This is a genomic window from Streptomyces canarius, from assembly GCF_014650735.1.
Lineage (GTDB): Bacteria > Actinomycetota > Actinomycetes > Streptomycetales > Streptomycetaceae > Streptomyces > Streptomyces olivaceoviridis.
On record NZ_BMVN01000003.1, the window covers coordinates 431,646 to 450,589 of the forward strand.

Sequence of the window (18,944 nt, forward strand, 5' to 3'; positions counted from 1 at the left end):
GTACGGCGTACGGATCGAACGGTACGGAACCGGGCCCGGACGCGGGCAGACACGCATGTACCGAATCGGGCAGGACACATGTCACGGCCGGCCAGCTGATCTGACACGGTGTCAGGAGCCTTCACAACTGCGGAGGGCTCGGCTATACAGGGGGCGCCGGACTGGAACGCGTTCTATGTCCGCACGTGGACGACCTCGGTGCGGCCGACGGTGCGGACGTCCGCACCGAGGTCTTGAGACCCGTCAGGAGCCCCATGCCCATCGACGCCGCCAAGGCACTCGCCGCCGAGCCCCGGTCGGGAGAGATCTCCTGGACGCGCAAGGACGTCCTGCTCTACCACCTGGGCATCGGCGCGGGCGTCCCCGCCACCGACCCCGACGAGCTGCGCTACACCCTGGAGTCCCGGCTGCACGTCCTGCCCAGCTTCGCCACCGTCGCGGGCGCCGGCTCACCGGGCGTGATCAGCGGGCTGTCCATGCCCGGCGTCGACGTCGACCTCGCCCGCGTCCTGCACGGCGGCCAGACGCTCACCCTGCACCGCCCGCTCCCGGCCGAGGGCACCGCCACCGCCACCGGCCGCATCGCCGCCGTGTACGACAAGGGCTCGGCCGCCGTCCTCGTCATGCGCACCGACGTCGCCGACAGCGAGGGCCCGCTGTGGACCAACGACGCGCAGATCTTCGTACGGGGAGAGGGCGGCTGGGGCGGCGACCGGGGGCCGTCCGCCCGGCGCGAGCCGCCCACCGGGGAGCCGGACCGGGTCGTCGAGCGGCGCCTGCGTGAGGACCAGGCACTGCTCTACCGCCTGTCCGGGGACTGGAACCCGCTGCACGCCGACCCCGAGTTCGCCAAGCTCGCCGGCTTCGAACGGCCCATCCTGCACGGCCTGTGCACCTACGGCGTCACGCTCAAGGCGGTCGTCGACACCCTGCTCGGCGGGGACGTGAGCCGGGTGCGGTCGTACGCCACGCGGTTCGCCGGGGTCGTGTACCCGGGGGAGACCCTGCGGATCCGGATGTGGGTCTCGGAAGCCTCCGTACGGGCCGCCGTGAGCGCCGTCGAACGGGACGACGCGCCCGTCCTCGCCGACACCATCGTTCAGCACTCCTGACAGACCGCGAGTGAGAGACCGCGAGGGGAGCCGCACCATGCGCGCAGCCGTACTGCACGAGATCGGCCAGGAAAAGCTGGAGGTGCTCGACGACGTCGAGGCGGTGGGCTTCGGCCCCGGCAGGGTCCGGGTCCGGGTGCGCGCCACCGGGCTGTGCCACTCGGACCTGTCCGCGATGAGCGGGGTGCTGCCCCAGCCGGCCCCCTTCGTACCCGGCCACGAGGGCGCCGGCGAGATCCTCGAAGTCGGCGAGGGCGTACGGCACCTCAAGCCCGGGGACCGGGTCGTGCTGTGCTGGCTGCCGGCCTGCGGCGCCTGTCCGGCCTGCAAGCGCGGGCAGACCGAGCTGTGCCTGGCCGGGTTCATGAACGCCGGCACCCCCAACTTCCGCCGCTCCGGCGGCGACCTGTTCGGCTTCGCGGGCACCGGCACCTTCGCCGAGGAGGTCGTGGTCGACGCCGGCTGCGCCGTGCCGATCCCGGACGACGTGCCCTTCGACATCGCCGCCCTCATAGGCTGCGGGGTGACGACCGGCCTCGGCGCCGTCCTCAACACCGCCGACCTGGCAGCCGGTTCGTCGGTCGCCGTCATCGGGTGCGGAGGCGTCGGCATCTCGGCCGTACAGGGCGCGCGGCTCAAGGGCGCCGCCGAGATCGTCGCCGTCGACCCGGTCGCCTCCCGGCGCGAGTCCGCCCTCGCGTTCGGTGCCACGAGGGCCGTGGCACCGGAGGGGCTGGCCGACGCCAGGCAGCAGGTCACCGGCGGCGAGGGCTTCGACTACGTCTTCGAGGTCGTCGGCAGGTCCGCCACCGCCCGTGCCGCCTACGAGAACACCCGGCGCGGCGGCACCCTGGTCGTGGTCGGCGCCGGTGCCATGGACGACGTTCTCCAGCTCAACATGTTCGAGCTGTTCTTCGACGAGAAGCGCATCCTGCCGTCCCTGTACGGCGGCGGGGACGTGCTGCGCTCCTACGAGCGCACGATCGCCCTGTGGCGGGCCGGCCGCGTCGACCTGGCGGGCCTGATCACCCACCGGGTGCCGCTCGCGGGGATCAACGAGGCGCTGGACCAGATGCGCACCGGGGCCGCCCTGCGCACCTGCGTCGAGATCTGAGGAAGCGGCACATGTCACTGCCACTGGAGGGGCTCTCCGCCATCGTCACCGGCGCCGGACGCGGGCTCGGCCGGGCCGAGGCCCTGGAACTCGCCCGGCTCGGCGCGGCCGTCGTCGTCAACGACTACGGGCAGCCGGGGCGGGACGGCTCGGGGCCGGCGTCGGCGGGGCCCGCTCAGGAGGTCGCCGAGGAGATCCGCGCCGCCGGCGGCAGGGCCGTGGCGCACACCGGGGACGTCTCCGACTTCCCGCAGGCCCGCGCGCTGGTCGAGTCGGCCGTGTCCGCGTTCGGCAAGCTGGACGTCCTCGTCAACAACGCCGGCATCCTGCGCGACCGCATGGTGTTCTCCATGACGGAGGACGAGTGGGACGCGGTGATCCGCGTGCACCTCAAAGGCCACTTCAACACCATCCGCTTCGCCGCCGCGCACTGGCGGGAGCGGTCCAAGGCGGCCGGCGCGGCGGTCTACGGGCGGATCGTGAACACCTCCTCGGAGGCGTTCCTGGCCGGGTCCGCGGGCCAGCCCAACTACGCGGCGGCGAAAGGCGGGATCGTGGGCCTGACCACCTCCACCGCGCTCGCCCTCGCCAAGTACGGCGTCACGGCCAACGCCATCTGCCCGCGCGCCCGGACCCGGATGACCGAGGACGTCTTCGCCGGGCTGCGCAGGCCGGAGGAGGGACTGGACCCGCTCGCTCCGGAACATGTCGCCCCGCTCGTCGGCTATCTGGCCTCGCCGGCCGCCGCCCGGGTCAACGGCCAGTTGCTCGTCGTCCACGGCGGCATGGTGGCCGTGATGGAACGGCCCCGGGTGCGGGCCCGGTTCGACAGCGAGCAGGAGACGTTCACGTACGACGAACTCGACGCGCTCCTCACCCCGCACTACGCGGACCGGCCGCCGGGGGAGACCTTCGCGGCGGCGGAGGTGCTGGGGCTCGGACGGGGATAGGCGAAGGGGGCGCCCGCCGAGCGGGCGCCCCCTCATCTTCACTGCCGTCAGGCAGCTGCCTCCGCCGTCTCCTGGGCCGGCTTGCGATGCCGGCCGTGCGGAGTCGACTCGCTCTCCTGGGCCGCGACCGGGCCCCGGTGCCGGCCGTGGCCGGCGTTCTCGGAAGAGCCGGCAGACAGCTGCTCAGTGGTGCTGGTGTCGCTCATCGGACGTATTCACCCCGTCAACCTGATCTTTCGTACAGCCGGGCGAGTTTAACCGGCGCACCACGGGCCGAATCCAGGCGCACACGCCAACCGGCACTAGTTCGTTACAAGACGCCCCAAGGGTGCCTGCTGCAACGGCACGGGCCGGGCCACCGCCGGCACCGGAGGACCCGGTTCCGCCCCCGCCGGACCCACCCGCTCCAAGGCCCCGGCGGCGCCGCCGTCCCGCTCCGGCACCTGGGCGCCCCCCGTCCTCTCCGCGGCCACGTCCCCCGTTCCCTCCGCGGCCACAGCCCCCGTTCTCCCCGCGGCCACGTCCCCCGTCCCCTCCGTTGCCACGTTCCCCACCCCCGTCGTGGCCGCGGTCGCGCCCCCGCCCGGTGCCGTCACATCCGACACGCCGCACGGGGTCGCCTCCGTGGCGTACGGCAGGCGCAGCACCCCGTCGCGCGTGCACAGCCCGGTGCCCGCCAGCCAGCCCTCGGGCGCCGGGAGGTGCCGGACCTCACGGCCGGCCGGCCGCCACACGCCCACCCAGGTGCCGAGGGACCCGTCGATGCGCAGGCCCACCGCGCAGTTCTCCGGCATCAGCACCTGCCCGGGCTGGATCGCGAACGGCGTCACCACGCACTCCGGCACCCGCAGGCACTCCGGGAACCGCACCGGCAGGGTGCTGCCGAGGACGCCCCAGCCCAGGCGCTGCCGCCCGGGCGAGGGCGCGTCCGAGGAGATCAGCAGCAGGCCGCTGTCGGGATCGGCGAGCAGCAGCCGGTCGTCGCTGCCCTCCGCGATCTGGAGCAGCGGCGAGACCTCGCCGGCGCGCTCCAGGTCCACCACGACCGTCTTGGTGCGTCCGTCCAGTTCCCGGTCCAGCGCCAGCATCCGTCCGGAGCCGTCCAGCCAGACCCCGCCCGAGCAGCGCCCCGGCACCTCGGCGCACCGCTCCGGGCCGAACGCCCCGCCCGCCACCAGCCACACCACGCTGGAGCGCGGTCCGACCGCGAGGGCGTACGCCCGCACGCCCCCCGGCGCCGGCGGCAGCAGGGTGAGCCGGGTGCCGGGTCCGGCGCACTCCACCGCGCCCAGCGGCAGCTCACCGGTGCCGGGCCCGGTCGGGTACAGCAGCGAGAAGGCGTGCCGCCCGGCCACCGGGCGGTGGATCAGCACCCGCCCGTCACCCATCGGCTGCACCTCGGTCCCGGGCCCCTCGGGCTGGTTTCCGGGCAGGGGCACCGCGTACGGCTCCGGGCCGTCCAGGGTCCAGCGCTCCGGGAACCAGGAGTCACCGTCACGGGCGAGCCGGGCGGCGTACGCGCCGTCCGCCGTGATCGCGCACCCCGTCCCCGGCAGGCCGGCGGTCCCGTCCGTGGAGGGGGGGTCGATCGCACAGACCGTCATCGTTCGGTCACCTCCGGCGACGAAGCTAGTTTTCGCGCGCGGAGGCGGGGGACCGGCCCTCCCCGGCTTCACACGTACGGGTGGTGCAGAAGCGATTCACCTGAGGAAACCGGGGCGTCTGTGCTGAGCGGGGGCAGACCGGACGCATGCGGTACAGCCCCGCCGAGCAGCCAGGTAGCCTTGGGCCGTGCCCCGTCTGTCTGAAGTCATCGCCGCGCTGGAGAACCTGTGGCCCGCCGAGCGGGCCGAGTCCTGGGACGCGGTCGGCACGGTCGTGGGCGACCCCGCCCAGGAGGTCACCCGGGTCCTGTTCGCCGTCGACCCCGTCCAGGAGATCGTGGACGAGGCGGTGAAGCTCGGCGCCGACCTGCTGGTCACCCACCACCCGCTCTACCTGCGCGGCACGACCACGGTCGCGGCCACGCACTTCAAGGGCCGGGTCGTGCACACGCTGATCAAGAACGACATCGCGCTGCACGTCGCCCACACCAACGCCGACACCGCCGACCCGGGCGTCTCCGACGCCCTCGCCGGGGCCCTCGACCTCCGCGTCGTACGCCCCCTCGTGCCGGACCCCGCCGACCCCGAGGGCCGCCGGGGCCTGGGCCGCGTCTGCGAACTCGACCACCCCCTCACCCTCCGCGAACTGGCCGCCCGCGCCGCCGAGCGGCTGCCCGCCACCGCGCAGGGCATCCGGGTGGCCGGCGACCCCGAGGCCGTCGTCCGCACCATCGCCGTCAGCGGCGGCTCCGGCGACAGCCTCTTCGACCAGGTCCGCGCGGCCGGCGTCGACGCCTTCCTCACCGCCGACCTGCGCCACCACCCGGCCTCCGAGGCCGTGGCCCACAGTCCCCTCGCGCTGCTCGACGCGGCGCACTGGGCCACCGAGTGGCCCTGGTGCGAGCTGGCCGCGAGCCAGCTCGACGAGATCTCCGACCGTTACGGCTGGGACCTGCGCGTCCACGTCTCCAAGACGGTCACCGACCCCTGGACCGCCCACGCGGCGTCCACCGCCACCGCCCACCCGTCGCCCACCACCACCCTTCCAACGAGCGCTTCGCGCGCCCCTTCCGATACCACGGGAGCCCCCAACTGAACGCCGCGCCCGCCGACCAGATCCGACTCCTCGACGTCCAGGCCCTCGACGTCCGCCTCCAGCAGCTCGCGCACAAGCGGAGGTCCCTGCCCGAGCACGCCGAGATCGAGTCGCTGACGAAGGACCTCACGCAGCTGCGCGACCTGCTCGTGGCCGCGCAGACCGAGGAGAGCGACTGCGCCCGCGAGCAGACCAAGGCCGAGCAGGACGTCGACCAGGTGCGCCAGCGCGCCGCCCGCGACCAGCAGCGCCTGGACTCCGGCGCGGTCACCTCGCCGAAGGACCTCTCCAACCTCCAGCACGAGATCGCCTCCCTCGCCAAGCGGCAGGGCGACCTGGAGGACGTCGTCCTGGAGGTCATGGAGCGCCGCGAGGCCGCGCAGGAGCGGGTGAACGAGCTGACCGAGCGGGTCGCCTCCGTGCAGTCGAAGATCGACGACGCGACCGGTCGCCGGGACGCGGCGTTCGAGGAGATCGACGGCGAGGCCGCCTCGGTGACCAAGGAGCGCGAGGTCGTGGCGGCCTCCGTCCCCGCGGACCTGCTGAAGCTCTACGACAAGCTGCGCGAGCAGCAGGGCGGCATCGGCGCGGCCAAGCTGTACGCCCGCACCTGCCAGGGCTGCCGGCAGGAGCTGGCCATCACCGAGCTGAACGAGATCCGCGCGGCGGCGCCGGACACGGTGGTCCGCTGCGAGAACTGCCGCCGCATCCTGGTGCGTACGGCCGAGTCGGGTCTGTAAGGGGCTTCAGGGTGCGGGAGTTCATCGTCGAGGCCGACGGCGGGTCGCGGGGCAACCCCGGGCCCGCGGGCTACGGGGCGGTCGTGCTCGACGGGGCCACGGGTGAGGCCCTGACCGAGGCCGCGGAGTACATCGGCGTCGCCACGAACAACGTCGCCGAGTACCGCGGCCTCCTGGCCGGCCTCCGCGCCGCCCGCGCCCTCGACCCGTCGGCCCGGGTGCACGTCCGCATGGACTCCAAGCTCGTCATCGAGCAGATGTCGGGCCGCTGGAAGATCAAGCACCCCGACATGAAGCCGCTGGCGACGGAGGCGAGGTCCGTCTACCCCCCGGACCAGGTCACCTACGAGTGGATCCCGCGCGAGCGGAACAAGCACGCGGACCGCTTGGCGAACGAGGCGATGGACGCGGGGGCGAAGGGCCGGCAGTGGTCACCGTCGCGGTCCCGCGCGGCCCTGGACACCCCGCCTGCCGTCCCTGAGCCGTCGGGCCCGCCCGGAGACGCGGCGGCGGGCGCGGCGAAGGCCCGCGCGGCCCTGACGGAGAGCCGGACCGCCGGTGCGGTTCCGGATTCCGCGGTGGCCGCGGGGGACCGGGCCGCCGGTGCGGCCCCTGAACCCGCCGCAGCTGCGGGCAGTCGTGCCGCTGGGGCGGCACCCGTCCCAGCGGAAGCGGCACCTCCCAGCGAGCAGAGCCCCGAGTCCCCCAGCGCCGGGCAGGCCCTCGGCGCCGGGCAGGCCCTCGGCGAGCAGCGCCCCGGGTCCCCCAGCGAAGGGCGCCCCTCCAGTTCCGGTGGGGAAACCGTGAACGAGCAGCGCGTCACCAGTGCCCCCGGCTGGAGCGCCGCCCCCGACCTGGGCGCGCCCGCCACCCTCGTCCTGCTCCGGCACGGCGAAACCCCCCTGACCCCCCAGAAACGCTTCTCCGGCAGCGGCGGTACCGATCCCTCCCTCTCCGCCGCGGGCCGGGAGCAGGCGCACCGGGTCGCCGAGGCCCTGGCACGGCGCGGCACGATCCAGGCCGTCGTCGCCTCCCCCCTCGCCCGCACCCGCGAGACCGCCGAGATCGTCGCCGCCCGCCTGAACCTGGACGTCACGCTCGACGACGGCCTGCGCGAGACGGACTTCGGCGCCTGGGAGGGCCTGACCTTCGGCGAGGTCCGCGAGCGCCACCCGGACGACCTCGACGCCTGGCTCGCCGACCCGGAGGCCCACCCCACCGGCGGCGGCGAGAGCTTCGCCGAGACGGCCACCCGGATCGCCGCGACCCGCGACAAGCTGGTCGCGGCCCACGCGGGCCGTACGGTCCTGCTGGTCACGCACGTCACCCCGATCAAGACCTTCGTCCGCCTCGCGCTCGGCGCCCCGCCCAAGTCGCTGTTCCGGATGGAGCTCTCGGCGGCCTCCCTGTCGGCGGTGGCGTACTACGCGGACGGCAACGCGAGCGTGCGGCTGTTCAACGACACCTCCCACCTGCGTCCCTGAGCCACCCGGGCGGCTACGCCCCCGAGCCGCCCGGGGACCTCAACCCGGCCGCCGTACGCGCCAGTTCCTCGATCCGCCCCCAGTCCCGGGCGGCCACCGCCTCCGCCGGGACCATCCAACTCCCGCCCACGCAGCCGACGTTGGGAAGGGCCAGGTACTCCGGCGCGGTCTTTGGCCCGATCCCGCCCGTGGGACAGAACCGGGCCTGCGGCAACGGCCCGGCCAGCGAGCTCAGATACGCCGTACCGCCCGCCGCCTGCGCCGGGAAGAACTTCATCTCCCGCACCCCGCGCTCCAGCAGCGCGACGACCTCCGAGGTGGTCGACACCCCGGGCAGGAACGGCACCCCGGACCCGCGCATCGCCGCCAGCAGCGCCTCCGTCCACCCGGGACTGACCAGGAACCGCGCCCCGTCCGCCGTACAGGCGTCCACCTGCTCGGGCGTGATCACCGTGCCCGCCCCGACCACGGCCTCCGGGACCTCGGCGGCGATGGCCCGGATCGCGGCGGGCGCGGCCGGGGTCCGCAGGGTCACCTCGATCGCGGGCAGCCCGCCCGCGACCAGCGCCCGCGCCAGCGGTACGGCGTCGGCGGCGTCGGTGAGCACCACCACGGGCACGACGGGGGCGAGGTCCAGTACGGAGGCAGCCGGAAACGAGGGCAGCGGCGAGGTCATGCGCTCATCGTGCCCAGGTACTGCAATCCCCGCAATGAGCGTTGCGCATGCTGCAACGCCTTACGGTGTCCTCAGTGGATCTCGTCCACCAGGACATCCAGCGCCCACGCCTTGCCCGCCTTCCCGGGCGCCTCCGCCTCCACGGCGTACCCCAGCTCCCGCAGCACCTCCACCAGCTCCGCGGGATCCTTCGGCGCGGCCCCGGCGGTCAGCAGAGCGCGGACGATCCGGCCCTTCGTCGCCTTGTTGAAGTGGCTGACGACCTTCCGGGTCGGCGCGTGCAGCACCCGTACCGTCGCCGTGCGCCCGGCCACCTCGCCCTTCGGCCTCCAGGCCGCCGCGTACGCCGAGGACCGCAGGTCGAGGACCAGGCCGTCGGCCGCCGCCTCCGGCAGCACCTCGGCCATCGGCGCCCGCCAGTGCCCGGCCAGCGCGCCCAGCCCCGGCAGCTTCACGCCCATCGAGCAGCGGTAGGAGGGAATCGGGTCCGTCACCCGCACGGCACCCCACAGCCCGGAGAAGACCAGCAGCGAGTCCGCCGCGCGGCGCCGCGCCGCCGCGTCCAGCGTGGCCAGGCCGAGGGCGTCGTACAGGACACCGGTGTAGACCTCGCCGGCCGGGCGGGCGCCGGCCGTGCGCAGCCCGGCGTTCTTCGCGACCTCGCCGCGCAGCCCCTCGCTCAGCCCCAGCACCTCGCGGGCCTTCTCCTCGTCGCCGCAGCACAGCTCGACCAGCTCCCCGAGCACGGCATCCCGCGCGGCGGTCAGCCCCGGCAGGGACAGCGACTCCAGCCGAAGCGAGGCACCCTCGCCCCCGTTCGCCTTGCCTTCCGAGGGCGGCAGCAGGACCAGCAACACGTACTCCTCACGTAGACCTCCGCGCCAGGGTACGGCGTGACTCCGCTGCCACCTCGGCCTACGCTCACTCCATGCCCCGCCGCAAGATCCGCGTCACCGGCGCCCCCGAAGCCCCCCTCCGGGCCGCGCTCGCCGCGCTCCGTTCCGAACTCGGCATACCGGAGGCCTTCCCGCCGGAGGTCCACGCCGCGGCCGAGCAGGCGGCCAAGGACCCGGCCCTGCCGGTGTACGACGCCACCGACATCCCCTTCTTCACCCTGGACCCGCCCACCTCCACGGACCTCGACCAGGCCACCCACCTGTCCCGGCAGGGCACCGGCTACCGCGTCCGGTACGCCATCGCCGACGTCGCCGCCTTCGTCGCACCCGGCGGAGCCCTGGACGCGGAGGCACACCGGCGGGTGACCACCCTGTACTTCCCGGACGAGAGGGTCCCGCTGCACCCCACCGTGCTCAGCGAGGGCGCGGCCAGCCTGCTGCCCGGCCGGACCCGGCCGGCCGCGCTGTGGACGATCGACCTGGACGCGGAGGGCCGTACCCGCGCCGTCGACGTGCGCCGGGCCCTGGTTCGCAGCCGGGCCAAGCTCGACTACGCCCACGTGCAGCGGGACATCGACAAGGGGACGGCCGAGGAACCCGTCGCGCTGCTCAAGGAGATCGGCGAGGCACGGGAACGCCTGGAGGCCGAGCGCGGCGGGATCTCCCTGCACGTGCCCGAGCAGGAGATCATCGAGCAGGACCACACCTACGCGCTGCGCTACCGCGCCCCGCTGCCCGCCGACCGCTGGAACGCCCAGCTCTCCCTGCTCACCGGCATGGCCGCCGCCGATCTGATGCTCGCCCACGGCACCGGCATCCTGCGCACCCTCCCCACCGCCCCCGACGGTGCCGTCGCGCGGCTGCGCCGTACCGCCACCGCCCTGCACATCGACTGGCCGCACCACGTGTCGTACGCGGCCCTGCTGCGCACCCTGGACCCGCACGACCCGCACCACGCGGCCTTCCTCCAGGAGTGCACCACCCTGCTGCGCGGGGCCGGCTACACCGTCTTCCGGGACGGCGAACTGCCCGCGCTCACCACGCACGCGGCCGTCGCCGCCGCCTACGCGCACTGCACCGCCCCGCTGCGCCGCCTCGCCGACCGGTACGCCTCGGAGATCTGCCTCGCCGCCGTCGCCGGCCAGGACCCGCCCGACTGGGTGCTCGCCGCGCTGGACGCGCTGCCCCGGCGGATGGCCGACGGCTCCCGGCGCGCGGGCACGGTCGAACGGGAGTGCGTCGACATCGTGGAGGCGGCCCTGCTCAAGGACCGGGTCGGGGACGTCTTCGACGGCTGTGTCGTGGACGTCGACGAGCACCGGCCGACCGTGGGCACCGTCCAGGTGCTGTCCCCGGCGGTCATCGGACGCGTCGAGGGCACGGACCTGCCGCTCGGCGAACGCCTGCGCGTCCGGCTCACCCGCGCCGACCCGGGCACGTCGAAGATCCGCTTCACCGTGGCCTGAGCGCCTGGACGAGCGCGGCATGGAATCGGGGCTTCCGACGCTGTACCCGGTAGCGGGGGCACGGCGCGGGACGGGCGCCGGCCGCGGGAGTCGTGAGGGGGACGGTCCGATGGGGGAACAGGCACGGTGGACACGGGCCCGGCTGGGCCGCTGCGGTCCCCCGCTCGACCTGCTCACCGCGAGCTTCCGCCGGCACGTCTACGCCCCGCACGCCCACGACGAGTACACGATCGGCGTCTGCGTCGGCGGCTCGGAGATCATCGACTACCGGGGCGGCCACATCCGCACCGGCCCCGGCACGATCGTCGTCCTCGAACCCGGCGAGATGCACACCGGCGGCCCCGGCAACCCCACCGACGGCTACGCCTACCGCGCCCTGTACGCCGAGCCGTCCCTGCTGGCCGACGGCACCCTCGGCGGCCTGCCGCACTTCCGCGAACCCCTCGTCGACGACCCGGCGCTGGCCGAGGCCCTGCGCACCGCCCACACGCGACTGAGCGCCTGCCCCGACCCGCTGGAGGCCGAGTCCGTCCTGCCCTGGGTGCTCACCGCCCTGGCCCGGCGCCACTCCACGGCCCGCCCGCTCGCCGACCGCATCCCCGGCGCCGACGCCATAGCCCGCACGGTCCGCGACCGCCTCGCCGACGAACTCACCGACCCGCCCTCCCTGGCCCTGCTCGCCACCGACCTCGGCCTGTCCCGCTACCAGCTCCTGCGCGCCTTCCGTACGACGATGGGCATACCCCCCTACGCCTGGCTCGCCCAGCACCGGGTCACCAAGGCGCGGTACCTGCTGGAGAGCGGCCTGCGCCCCGCCGAAGTGGCCGCCCTCGTCGGCTTCGCCGACCAGGCCCACCTGACCCGCTGGTTCCGCCGGGTGCTCGGGGTGACCCCGGCGGCCTACCGCAACAGCGTTCAAGACGGCCCCGGACCGGGAGGCCGACACTCGGCCGCATGACTGCACGCGGCTGGTTCCTGTTCTCCCTGATGGGAGTGGTCTGGGGCATCCCCTATCTGATGATCAAGGTGGCGGTGGACGCGGTGTCCCCGCCGGTGGTGGTGTTCACGCGCTGCGCGCTCGGCGCGGCCCTGCTGCTCCCGTTCGCCCTCCGCCAGGGCGGCTTCGGGGACGCGATACGACGCCACTGGCGCCCCATGCTGGCCTTCGCGGTCCTGGAGATCATGATCCCCTGGTTCACCCTGACCGACGCCGAACGGCACCTGTCCAGCTCGACGGCGGGCCTGCTGATCGCGGGCGTACCGATCGTCGGCGTGGTCCTGGCCCGGTTCCTGGGCGACACCGAGCACCTCGGCGTCCGCCGGGTCTCGGGCCTGACCCTGGGCCTGGCCGGGGTGGCGGTCCTCACCCTCCCGCACCTCACCGGCGGCGACGCCCGCTCCCTGGCGGAAGTCCTGGTCACGGTCCTGGGCTACGCCACGGCCCCCCTGATCGCCGCCCGCCGCCTCAAGGAGGTCCCGTCGCTCCATCTGACGGCCGCGTGCCTCACCCTGGCCGCCCTGGTCTACGCCCCCGCGGCGGCCCTCACCCGCCCGGCCGCCCTGCCCTCGCCCACCGTCCTGGCCGCGCTCGCCGGACTGGGCGTGATCTGCACCGCGGTGGCGTTCGTGGCGTTCCTGGAGCTGATCAAGGAGGCCGGCCCCACCCGGGCCACGGTGATCACCTACGTCAACCCGGCGGTGGCGGTGGCGGCGGGCGCCCTGTTCCTGGACGAACCGCTGACCCTCCCGGTGCTGGCCGCCTTCGCCCTCATCCTGGCCGGCTCGGTCCTCGCGACGGCCGCGGGTCCGCGACGCGGCACGCGCCCGGTACCATGGTCGTCACGGCAGACGAGCCGGGCGGACGGCCGCGTGGAGTCCCCCTAGGGGGCTTCCCGAGGAACGTCCGGGCTCCACAGGGCAGGGTGGTGGCTAACGGCCACCCGGGGTGACCCGCGGGACAGTGCCACAGAAAGCAGACCGCCCGGGGCTCCGGCCCCTGGTAAGGGTGAAACGGTGGTGTAAGAGACCACCAGTGCCCAGGGTGACCTGGGCAGCTAGGTAAACCCCACCCGGAGCAAGGTCAAGAGGGGCCGCCTCTCGCAAGAGGGGCGTCCCTGCGCGGACGATCGAGGGCTGCCCGCCCGAGTCCGCGGGTAGACCGCACGAGGCCGGCGGCAACGCCGGCCCTAGATGGATGGCCGTCGCCCCGGCGTCCGCGAGGACACCGGGGAACAGAACCCGGCGTACAGCCCGACTCGTCTGCCGCCACCTGCGGCTTTGCCTGGGAAAGGGCCTCTGACCTGCGTCGGAGGCCCTTTCCGATCTTTCGGGGGCTTGCCGTGTTAGGCGGCGGAAAGTCCCTCGGAAGTCCCTGAGACAGCGCTGAAAGTCCCTGGCCACCAGCCGGGCCACCTTGGCCGAACTCGCCGGCGCCTGCTACCTGACCCTGCCGGGGACCGTTGCCCAGCACTCGCCGCACGTTTCGCCCGCCACACAAGCGTGGGTCGCGACGGCGCACCACAAGGCGTTCACCGCGGAAGCCGAGGCCGCGTTGCGTGCCGTGGACGAACTGAGTACAGATGACGCCAGGGCCTTGCTGGAGGACACGCTCGACCATTGGATGGGGGCGAGGTCGACCGTTCTATACATGTTCAAGGGTGGGGGGCACGGCGACATCCCTCCCGGTCGACAGCCTGCTGGGCCGCAGCCCCCTTCACCGTCCTGATGGGGGCCGGAGAACAACGGCGCGCGTTCATCTCGAAACGAGACTCCCCCGGTCTTCGAAGACTCTTCGCCAGCGCGGGGTGGGCCGGTGTCCACCGAGACACCGGCCGACCCCGTTGTGACGGGCTCAGGCAAACCGCCCGGCCAGGTCAGCGGACGAACTCGACCATGACGGTCGCCGTGCCGGGCACATGTCGGGCGTCGCCCGCGTAGGTGACCGTGTACTGGGGATACGTGTTCCAGTCGGGCGGGGTGTCACTGAAGTTGAAGGTGCCGTCCGGTCCGACCGTCGCATCCGGCAGTTCCACGCCGTTGCGTGTCACCGCGACCGCCATGTGCTCGGGGAAGGGGACCAGCGAGGTCAGTTTTCCCGTCACGGTGACCGGCGTGCCGATGGGGTTCGTCGCTGGGGCGGACAGGGTGATCGTGCTGGATGCCTTGCTGAGGTCGGTGATGATGTCGAGAACGACCTCGCCCGAGTAGGGGAATCGGGTGGTGAACAGCCTGTTGCCGTCGGGCGCCCAGGCCACGCCCCGGTCGACGAGATCCGCGTATCCCGGCGACAACGCGACCGTGCGGTACGCGGCGGTCTCTCCCGGACGGTAGACGTAGACGTCCCAATCCCCTCCTGCCACGATCCCCGCAGCGACCGTGCCGTGGGAGTCGACAGCGACGGAGTTCGGGTAGGGGCCGGTATCGTACTGGGCCTCCTCCGTCAGGTCCGACAGGCGCCACCGCTGGTGGTAGTAGTTGGAGCCGTTCGCGGTGATCACGCTGCTGCCGTCCGGCGTCATCGCCACGTCCTCGACATCGCCGATGGCGTCGCTGTAGGCGGTCTCCTGAAGCGTGCCGGAGCCCACGTCGTACACGCGCATGCCCAGCGCACCCTGACTCTCCGCGGCGACGAGCCGGTCGGGCGTGCCTGGCGACGAAGCGAGCCGCGGCTTGCCGTACCAGACGGGATTTTCGTCCAAGCTGACGGCCGGGATCGCCCCGCCGATGGCGACTGACCCGATGCCGGCGTTGAAGGAGGTGGCCTGGTAACCGAAGAACAGCCGGCCGCCGGCGAGGGCGACGCTCTCTGGTTCGGTGTCGGCCCCGGTCGGGATGCGCCGCGTCTCGGTCAAGGTCGCGGTGTCGATGACGGAGATCGCGTCAGCATCCGGGAGCGCCACGTACAGGGTGGACTCGTCGGCCGACTCGGCCATGCCCCGCGCCCCGTCGAGACCCTCCACCTTCTTCACGACCTGCCCGTCGTGGTCGGTCGCCAGCACCGCGTCGTCGCCGGGTGCGCTGACGTACACATGATGGCTGTCGGCGAGGGTCTGCCAATGCGACCGCACGGGCAGGACGATGCCACCCCGAGCCTGCGCCGCTGCTGTGCCGGAAGCACCGAGCAGATTGAACGAGGCGGCCGCCAGAACTAGCGCGACACCCGCCACACGTCTTCGTAAACGCATCTCAAGATCTCCTTCGAGGACGGATCCGGCCGCACGGGCGCGGCCAGCGGAGCAACTGTATGGATCCGCACTGACATTGGGCCCGCAGGGTGATCGTGTGCGGAGCGTACGTCAGGCCGCGGACTTGCGGCAGCCCTCGTCATCCGGCTCCACACCCGGTCCTTCTGGACCGCCTGCGCAGCCTGCGCGACGGTCATGGACTGCCACCCCGGACTCTCCAGCAGCGCCTCGTAGAACTTCGTCGAGGCGTGCCCCGGGTCGCGGACGTCCTGGGCCGTCCCCCAACCCTGACTCGGGCGCTGCTGGAAGAGGCCGAGCGAATCCCGATCGCCGTAGGTCAGATTCCGCAGCCCCGACTCCCGCAGGGCTGTGGCCAGGGCAACAACCTGTCCACGAGCCGGCACCTTCATGGCGACGCCCGTGGCCTGGATCGTCTTGGCGTTCGGGATCTGCTCGGCGGGGTCGTCCAACCCTGGGACCGATGCCGTGGCCTTGCCGCCACCCTTGAGGATCGACTCCACCTGCTTGCCGACCGCTGTGGCATCCACAGCCTGCGCATCGCTCCCTGTACAGGCGGCTTGGGCACTGTTCGCGCCAGCCAGAGCGATTGCGAGCGGGGCGATCAGCAGCAACGGGCCGAGAGCCACGGCCCCGACTATCGCCGCGCCCGCCTTCACGGCCGCGGGCCGTCCTTCGAGAGGGCGGCGGGGGAGCTGGACTCAGGGGAAGGGTGTGCCTGGGCATGCTGCATCAGCAGCTCCTTGCTTCGTAGGCAGCGCAGCGCCAGCGTTCTCGTCGAAAAGGTCACCGGAACCGCTCTGGTCGGGAATTCACATCACCTGAGATCAGGAAGTGGGGACCAAAGGTCGGAAGCCACTAACTCCCGGCCCTTGGGGCCCCGTTACTGGAGAGCGGCAGTCAGCCGCGCTCGTAATCTCACAAGCCACACAGAGAGTCCTCTCAGGCCGAATTGTCAGGCTGCCTCGTGTGTGCCGTCCGTACCGCCAGCTGGACTAGGCAACGCGCATCAGCAAAGCTCAACAGAGAGGGCACTGAGCCCCGGCCGTCGAGCACGGCAAGACTGTAGAGACGAAGTTCGGCCCCACCAAACGACGTCATGACGGTTAGTCGGGGCGCGCCACATGGAGGCTGAGCGCATTAGGGTACGGCCGGATAAGGCAGTTACTCTCCAGCCCGTCGCTCTCCCCAGACGGTTGCTTCTACAGCCTCCGAGAGCGGCTAACGCCGCCGTGTGCAGAATTCCGGGAGTGCGGAATCAGGCACACGACCTTCCTGCGAAAGAGAGAACCGCACTATGCCGTACACCCTGCACCGAGGCGACGCACTGACTGCCCTCGCCGGCATCCCCGACAGCAGCGTCGATGCCGTCATCACGGACCCGTCCTACAACAGTGGCGGCCGAACCAGCAGCGAACGAACAGGCCGCAGTGCCCGCGCGAAGTACACCTCGGCCGACGCCGAACATGACCTCGCCAACTTCCCAGGTGAGAACCGCGACCAGCGCTCGTAGGGCTTCTGGCTCACCCTCCTGCTCACGGAGTCCTACCGGGCAACCGTCGAGTCGGGTTCCGCGCTCGTGTTCACCGACTGGAGGCAACTGCCCACCACGACCGACGCACTCCAGGCCGCTGGTTGGACATGGCGCGGCATCGCCTCGTGGCACAAGCCGATCTCCCGACCGCAGAAGGGCCGGCTCAAGCAGTCCTGCGAGTACATCGTCTGGGGCACCAAGGGCCCCGTCGACCCCGACCGGAACCCCATCTACCTGCCCGGTCTGTACGCCGCGAGCCAGCCCCGGAAGGACCGCGTGCACATCACGCAGAGGCCCGTGGAAGTGATGCAGGAGCTGGTGAGGATCTGCCCGCCGGGTGGCACCGTCCTCGACCCCTTCGCCGGCTCCGGCACGACCGGCGTCGTGGCCCTGCGCGAGAGCCGCCGGCCGCGCGCTGACCGTGTGGATCGAGGACGTCACCCTGTGCCAGATCGACCACCACCTACGCCACACTGCGCACCTGTTTCAGCAGCGCGTCCGCAAGTCCGCCGACATCCGCCTCACCGCCGTCGGCGACCACCTCACCGCCGTCCGCATCGACGGCTCACCTGGCGTGGACTGGCGTCGCCATTACGACCTGCTCACCTACACCGCCGTGCCCGTTCCCCCGGCCATCGTCAAGGGCGTGCGCTCCTACCTCGATGCTTTCGGACTGACCTTCGGCGCTTTCGACTTCGGTCTGGACCGTGAGGGCGTCTGGCACTGGTACGAGTGCAACCCGAACGGTCAATGGGCCTGGTTTCCCGGCCACATCACCGCTCCCCTCACGCACGCCATCGCCGACCACCTACAGCACGGAGCCCCCGCATGACCGACTCCGCAGACCTGCGCCGCCAACTCGCCGCCGTCGTCCCTGTGGACGACCCGGCTTGGCGCACAGCCCTCGAAACGGTGCCCCGCGCTCTTCCTCGGCAACGGCCTGTTCCAGTTCGACGGCCGCCAGTGGACCCCCATGCACCGCGACCAGACCGATCCCGGAAAGTGGCTGGGGCTCGTCTACCAAGACACCACCTGGGTCACCCAGGTCGACGGCACCACCGCCGTCGACGCCACCGGACCCGTCACCGGCCGCCCCACCTCGTCCAGCACGCTGCCCTCCCTGATCGTGCGCATGCTCGATGTCGCCGGGATCAGCGAGGGTCACAAGGTGCTGGAGATCGGCACCGGCACCGGCTATTCCACCGCCATCCTGTGCAGCCGCCTCGGCGACAAGAACGTGTACTCCATCGAGTACGACCCAAACTTGGCCGCGGCGGCGGCCGACCACATCCATGCCGCCGGGTATCACCCCACCCTGATCACCGGCGACGGCCTCGCTGGACACAAGGGCGACGCTGAGTACGACCACATCGTGGCCACCTGCGCCGTCCGCCACATCCCCCCAGCCTGGCTCTGCCAGGTACGTGCCGGTGGCACCATCACCACCACCATCAGCGGGTGGATGCTCGCCTCCGGACTCGTTCGTCTCACCGTCCAGGACGACGGCACCGCCACCGGCCGCTTCCACCCCGACCAGATCAGCTACATGCTCGCCCGCCCCCACGAACGCCCACCCCGACCCACCTTCCACCAGCGTCCCGGCCATACCCGCGCCACCCGCGCGGACCCCGCACTCCTGGAAGACTGGACCGGGCAGTTCCTCGCTCAGCTCGCTGCACCGTCCGCCGAACTCATGACCACCGGCACGGGCGTGATCCTCGTGGACGTCGCCACCGGATCACAGGCGTGGACCGAACCGGCCGGAGGCGGCTGGACCGTGCACCAGCACGGCCCTCTCCGCCTCTGGGATCAGGTGGAAGACACTCTCACTGTCTGGCAGGACGCGGGCTCACCCCCACACTCGGACCTCGGCCTGACCGTGGACTTGGACGGCACCCAACGCGTGTGGCTCGGAACACCCGATGGCCGCTCCTGGAACCTGCCGATCTGACCTTCGTGTCCTGACGACGACAGCCGACAGGTGTCCCGGAACGTTCCGGGACACCTTGCGCCGTTGTGCGGGTGCGGTCAGAAGTCCTCGTCGAGGTCGACGGTGCCTTCGACGGCGAC

The 18,944-nt window shown here is 72.5% G+C and carries 15 protein-coding genes, 1 other RNA gene and 3 pseudogenes; 13 read left to right on the top strand and 6 right to left on the bottom strand.

The features are described from left to right. The first annotated feature begins 254 nt into the window (after nucleotides 1-254). The 3 genes from chsH3 to IE294_RS06835 are packed head-to-tail and all read left to right on the top strand — an operon-like array spanning nucleotide 255 to nucleotide 3,176. Nucleotides 255-1,112 (top strand): enoyl-CoA hydratase ChsH3, encoded by an 858-nt coding sequence (chsH3, locus tag IE294_RS06825; RefSeq protein WP_189883270.1) that lies wholly within the window; start codon nucleotides 255-257, stop codon nucleotides 1,110-1,112. Between the two features lie 37 nt (nucleotides 1,113-1,149). Then, the gene (locus IE294_RS06830; RefSeq protein ID WP_189883272.1) at nucleotides 1,150-2,226 is read left to right on the top strand and encodes a Zn-dependent alcohol dehydrogenase; all 1,077 of its coding nucleotides are present in this window, start codon (nucleotides 1,150-1,152) and stop codon (nucleotides 2,224-2,226) included. Nucleotides 2,227-2,237: 11 nt separating this feature from the next. Next, the gene (locus IE294_RS06835; protein WP_189883275.1) at nucleotides 2,238-3,176 is read left to right on the top strand and encodes a 3-oxoacyl-ACP reductase; all 939 of its coding nucleotides are present in this window, start codon (nucleotides 2,238-2,240) and stop codon (nucleotides 3,174-3,176) included. A gap of 47 nt (nucleotides 3,177-3,223) precedes the next feature. On the opposite strand, the gene IE294_RS06840 is transcribed toward IE294_RS06835, so the two are convergent. Then, nucleotides 3,224-3,382 (bottom strand): hypothetical protein, encoded by a 159-nt coding sequence (locus IE294_RS06840; RefSeq protein WP_189883278.1) that lies wholly within the window; start codon nucleotides 3,380-3,382, stop codon nucleotides 3,224-3,226. A 96-nt stretch (nucleotides 3,383-3,478) separates the two neighbouring features. Beyond that, nucleotides 3,479-4,780, bottom strand: a complete 1,302-nt coding sequence (locus tag IE294_RS06845; protein ID WP_189883281.1) for a hypothetical protein — start codon at nucleotides 4,778-4,780, stop codon at nucleotides 3,479-3,481. Nucleotides 4,781-4,967: 187 nt separating this feature from the next. Here IE294_RS06845 and IE294_RS06850 point away from each other — a divergent pair, with 187 nt between their 5' ends. Genes IE294_RS06850 through IE294_RS06860 form a run of 3 tightly spaced genes read left to right on the top strand, consistent with a single transcriptional unit; the run spans nucleotide 4,968 to nucleotide 8,100 of the window. Further along, nucleotides 4,968-5,876, top strand: a complete 909-nt coding sequence (locus IE294_RS06850; RefSeq protein WP_189883295.1) for a Nif3-like dinuclear metal center hexameric protein — start codon at nucleotides 4,968-4,970, stop codon at nucleotides 5,874-5,876. Continuing rightward, nucleotides 5,873-6,616: a zinc ribbon domain-containing protein gene (locus tag IE294_RS06855; RefSeq protein ID WP_189813676.1), complete on the top strand. Its 744-nt coding sequence runs from the start codon at nucleotides 5,873-5,875 to the stop codon at nucleotides 6,614-6,616. The genes IE294_RS06850 and IE294_RS06855 overlap by 4 nt, the downstream gene beginning before the upstream one ends. 11 nt (nucleotides 6,617-6,627) lie before the next feature. After that, nucleotides 6,628-8,100, top strand: a complete 1,473-nt coding sequence (locus IE294_RS06860) for a bifunctional RNase H/acid phosphatase (RefSeq protein WP_189883298.1) — start codon at nucleotides 6,628-6,630, stop codon at nucleotides 8,098-8,100. A gap of 13 nt (nucleotides 8,101-8,113) precedes the next feature. On the opposite strand, the gene eda is transcribed toward IE294_RS06860, so the two are convergent. Together eda and yaaA are read right to left on the bottom strand one after the other, a co-directional pair. Further along, a complete protein-coding gene (gene eda / locus IE294_RS06865) occupies nucleotides 8,114-8,776 on the bottom strand; it encodes a bifunctional 4-hydroxy-2-oxoglutarate aldolase/2-dehydro-3-deoxy-phosphogluconate aldolase (protein ID WP_189883300.1) in 663 nt (220 codons plus the stop codon). Between the two features lie 71 nt (nucleotides 8,777-8,847). Further along, complete coding sequence (gene yaaA / locus IE294_RS06870; RefSeq protein ID WP_189883413.1) at nucleotides 8,848-9,630, bottom strand: peroxide stress protein YaaA; 783 nt, start codon at nucleotides 9,628-9,630, stop codon at nucleotides 8,848-8,850. A gap of 74 nt (nucleotides 9,631-9,704) precedes the next feature. On the opposite strand from yaaA, the gene IE294_RS06875 reads away from it, so the two are divergent. From IE294_RS06875 to rnpB, 4 genes and pseudogenes are all read left to right on the top strand, one after another. Then, complete coding sequence (locus IE294_RS06875; RefSeq protein ID WP_189883304.1) at nucleotides 9,705-11,138, top strand: RNB domain-containing ribonuclease; 1,434 nt, start codon at nucleotides 9,705-9,707, stop codon at nucleotides 11,136-11,138. Nucleotides 11,139-11,247: 109 nt separating this feature from the next. Beyond that, nucleotides 11,248-12,096: a helix-turn-helix domain-containing protein gene (locus IE294_RS06880; protein ID WP_189883307.1), complete on the top strand. Its 849-nt coding sequence runs from the start codon at nucleotides 11,248-11,250 to the stop codon at nucleotides 12,094-12,096. A 59-nt stretch (nucleotides 12,097-12,155) separates the two neighbouring features. Continuing rightward, nucleotides 12,156-12,872, top strand: a pseudogene (locus IE294_RS49580) (DMT family transporter); the annotation flags it as partial. A 115-nt stretch (nucleotides 12,873-12,987) separates the two neighbouring features. Beyond that, an RNA gene (gene rnpB, locus IE294_RS06895) (RNase P RNA component class A) lies at nucleotides 12,988-13,400 on the top strand. Between the two features lie 611 nt (nucleotides 13,401-14,011). On the opposite strand, the gene IE294_RS06900 is transcribed toward rnpB, so the two are convergent. Both IE294_RS06900 and IE294_RS06905 read right to left on the bottom strand, forming a co-directional pair. After that, on the bottom strand, nucleotides 14,012-15,205 hold the full coding sequence (locus tag IE294_RS06900; RefSeq protein WP_229917040.1) for a hypothetical protein: 1,194 nt from the start codon (nucleotides 15,203-15,205) through the stop codon (nucleotides 14,012-14,014). A 278-nt stretch (nucleotides 15,206-15,483) separates the two neighbouring features. Beyond that, nucleotides 15,484-15,999: pseudogene (locus tag IE294_RS06905) on the bottom strand (C40 family peptidase); the annotation flags it as partial. A gap of 638 nt (nucleotides 16,000-16,637) precedes the next feature. Between IE294_RS06905 and IE294_RS06910 the strand changes: the two are divergent. The 3 genes and pseudogenes from IE294_RS06910 to tgmC form a co-directional block, all read left to right on the top strand. Continuing rightward, a pseudogene (locus IE294_RS06910) lies at nucleotides 16,638-17,279 on the top strand (DNA-methyltransferase); the annotation flags it as partial. Between the two features lie 16 nt (nucleotides 17,280-17,295). Continuing rightward, the gene (locus tag IE294_RS06915) at nucleotides 17,296-17,706 is read left to right on the top strand and encodes an MvdC/MvdD family ATP grasp protein (RefSeq protein WP_229917048.1); all 411 of its coding nucleotides are present in this window, start codon (nucleotides 17,296-17,298) and stop codon (nucleotides 17,704-17,706) included. A gap of 141 nt (nucleotides 17,707-17,847) precedes the next feature. Continuing rightward, a complete protein-coding gene (gene tgmC / locus IE294_RS06920; RefSeq protein ID WP_306433359.1) occupies nucleotides 17,848-18,825 on the top strand; it encodes an ATP-grasp peptide maturase system methyltransferase in 978 nt (325 codons plus the stop codon). Nucleotides 18,826-18,944 lie beyond the last annotated feature (119 nt).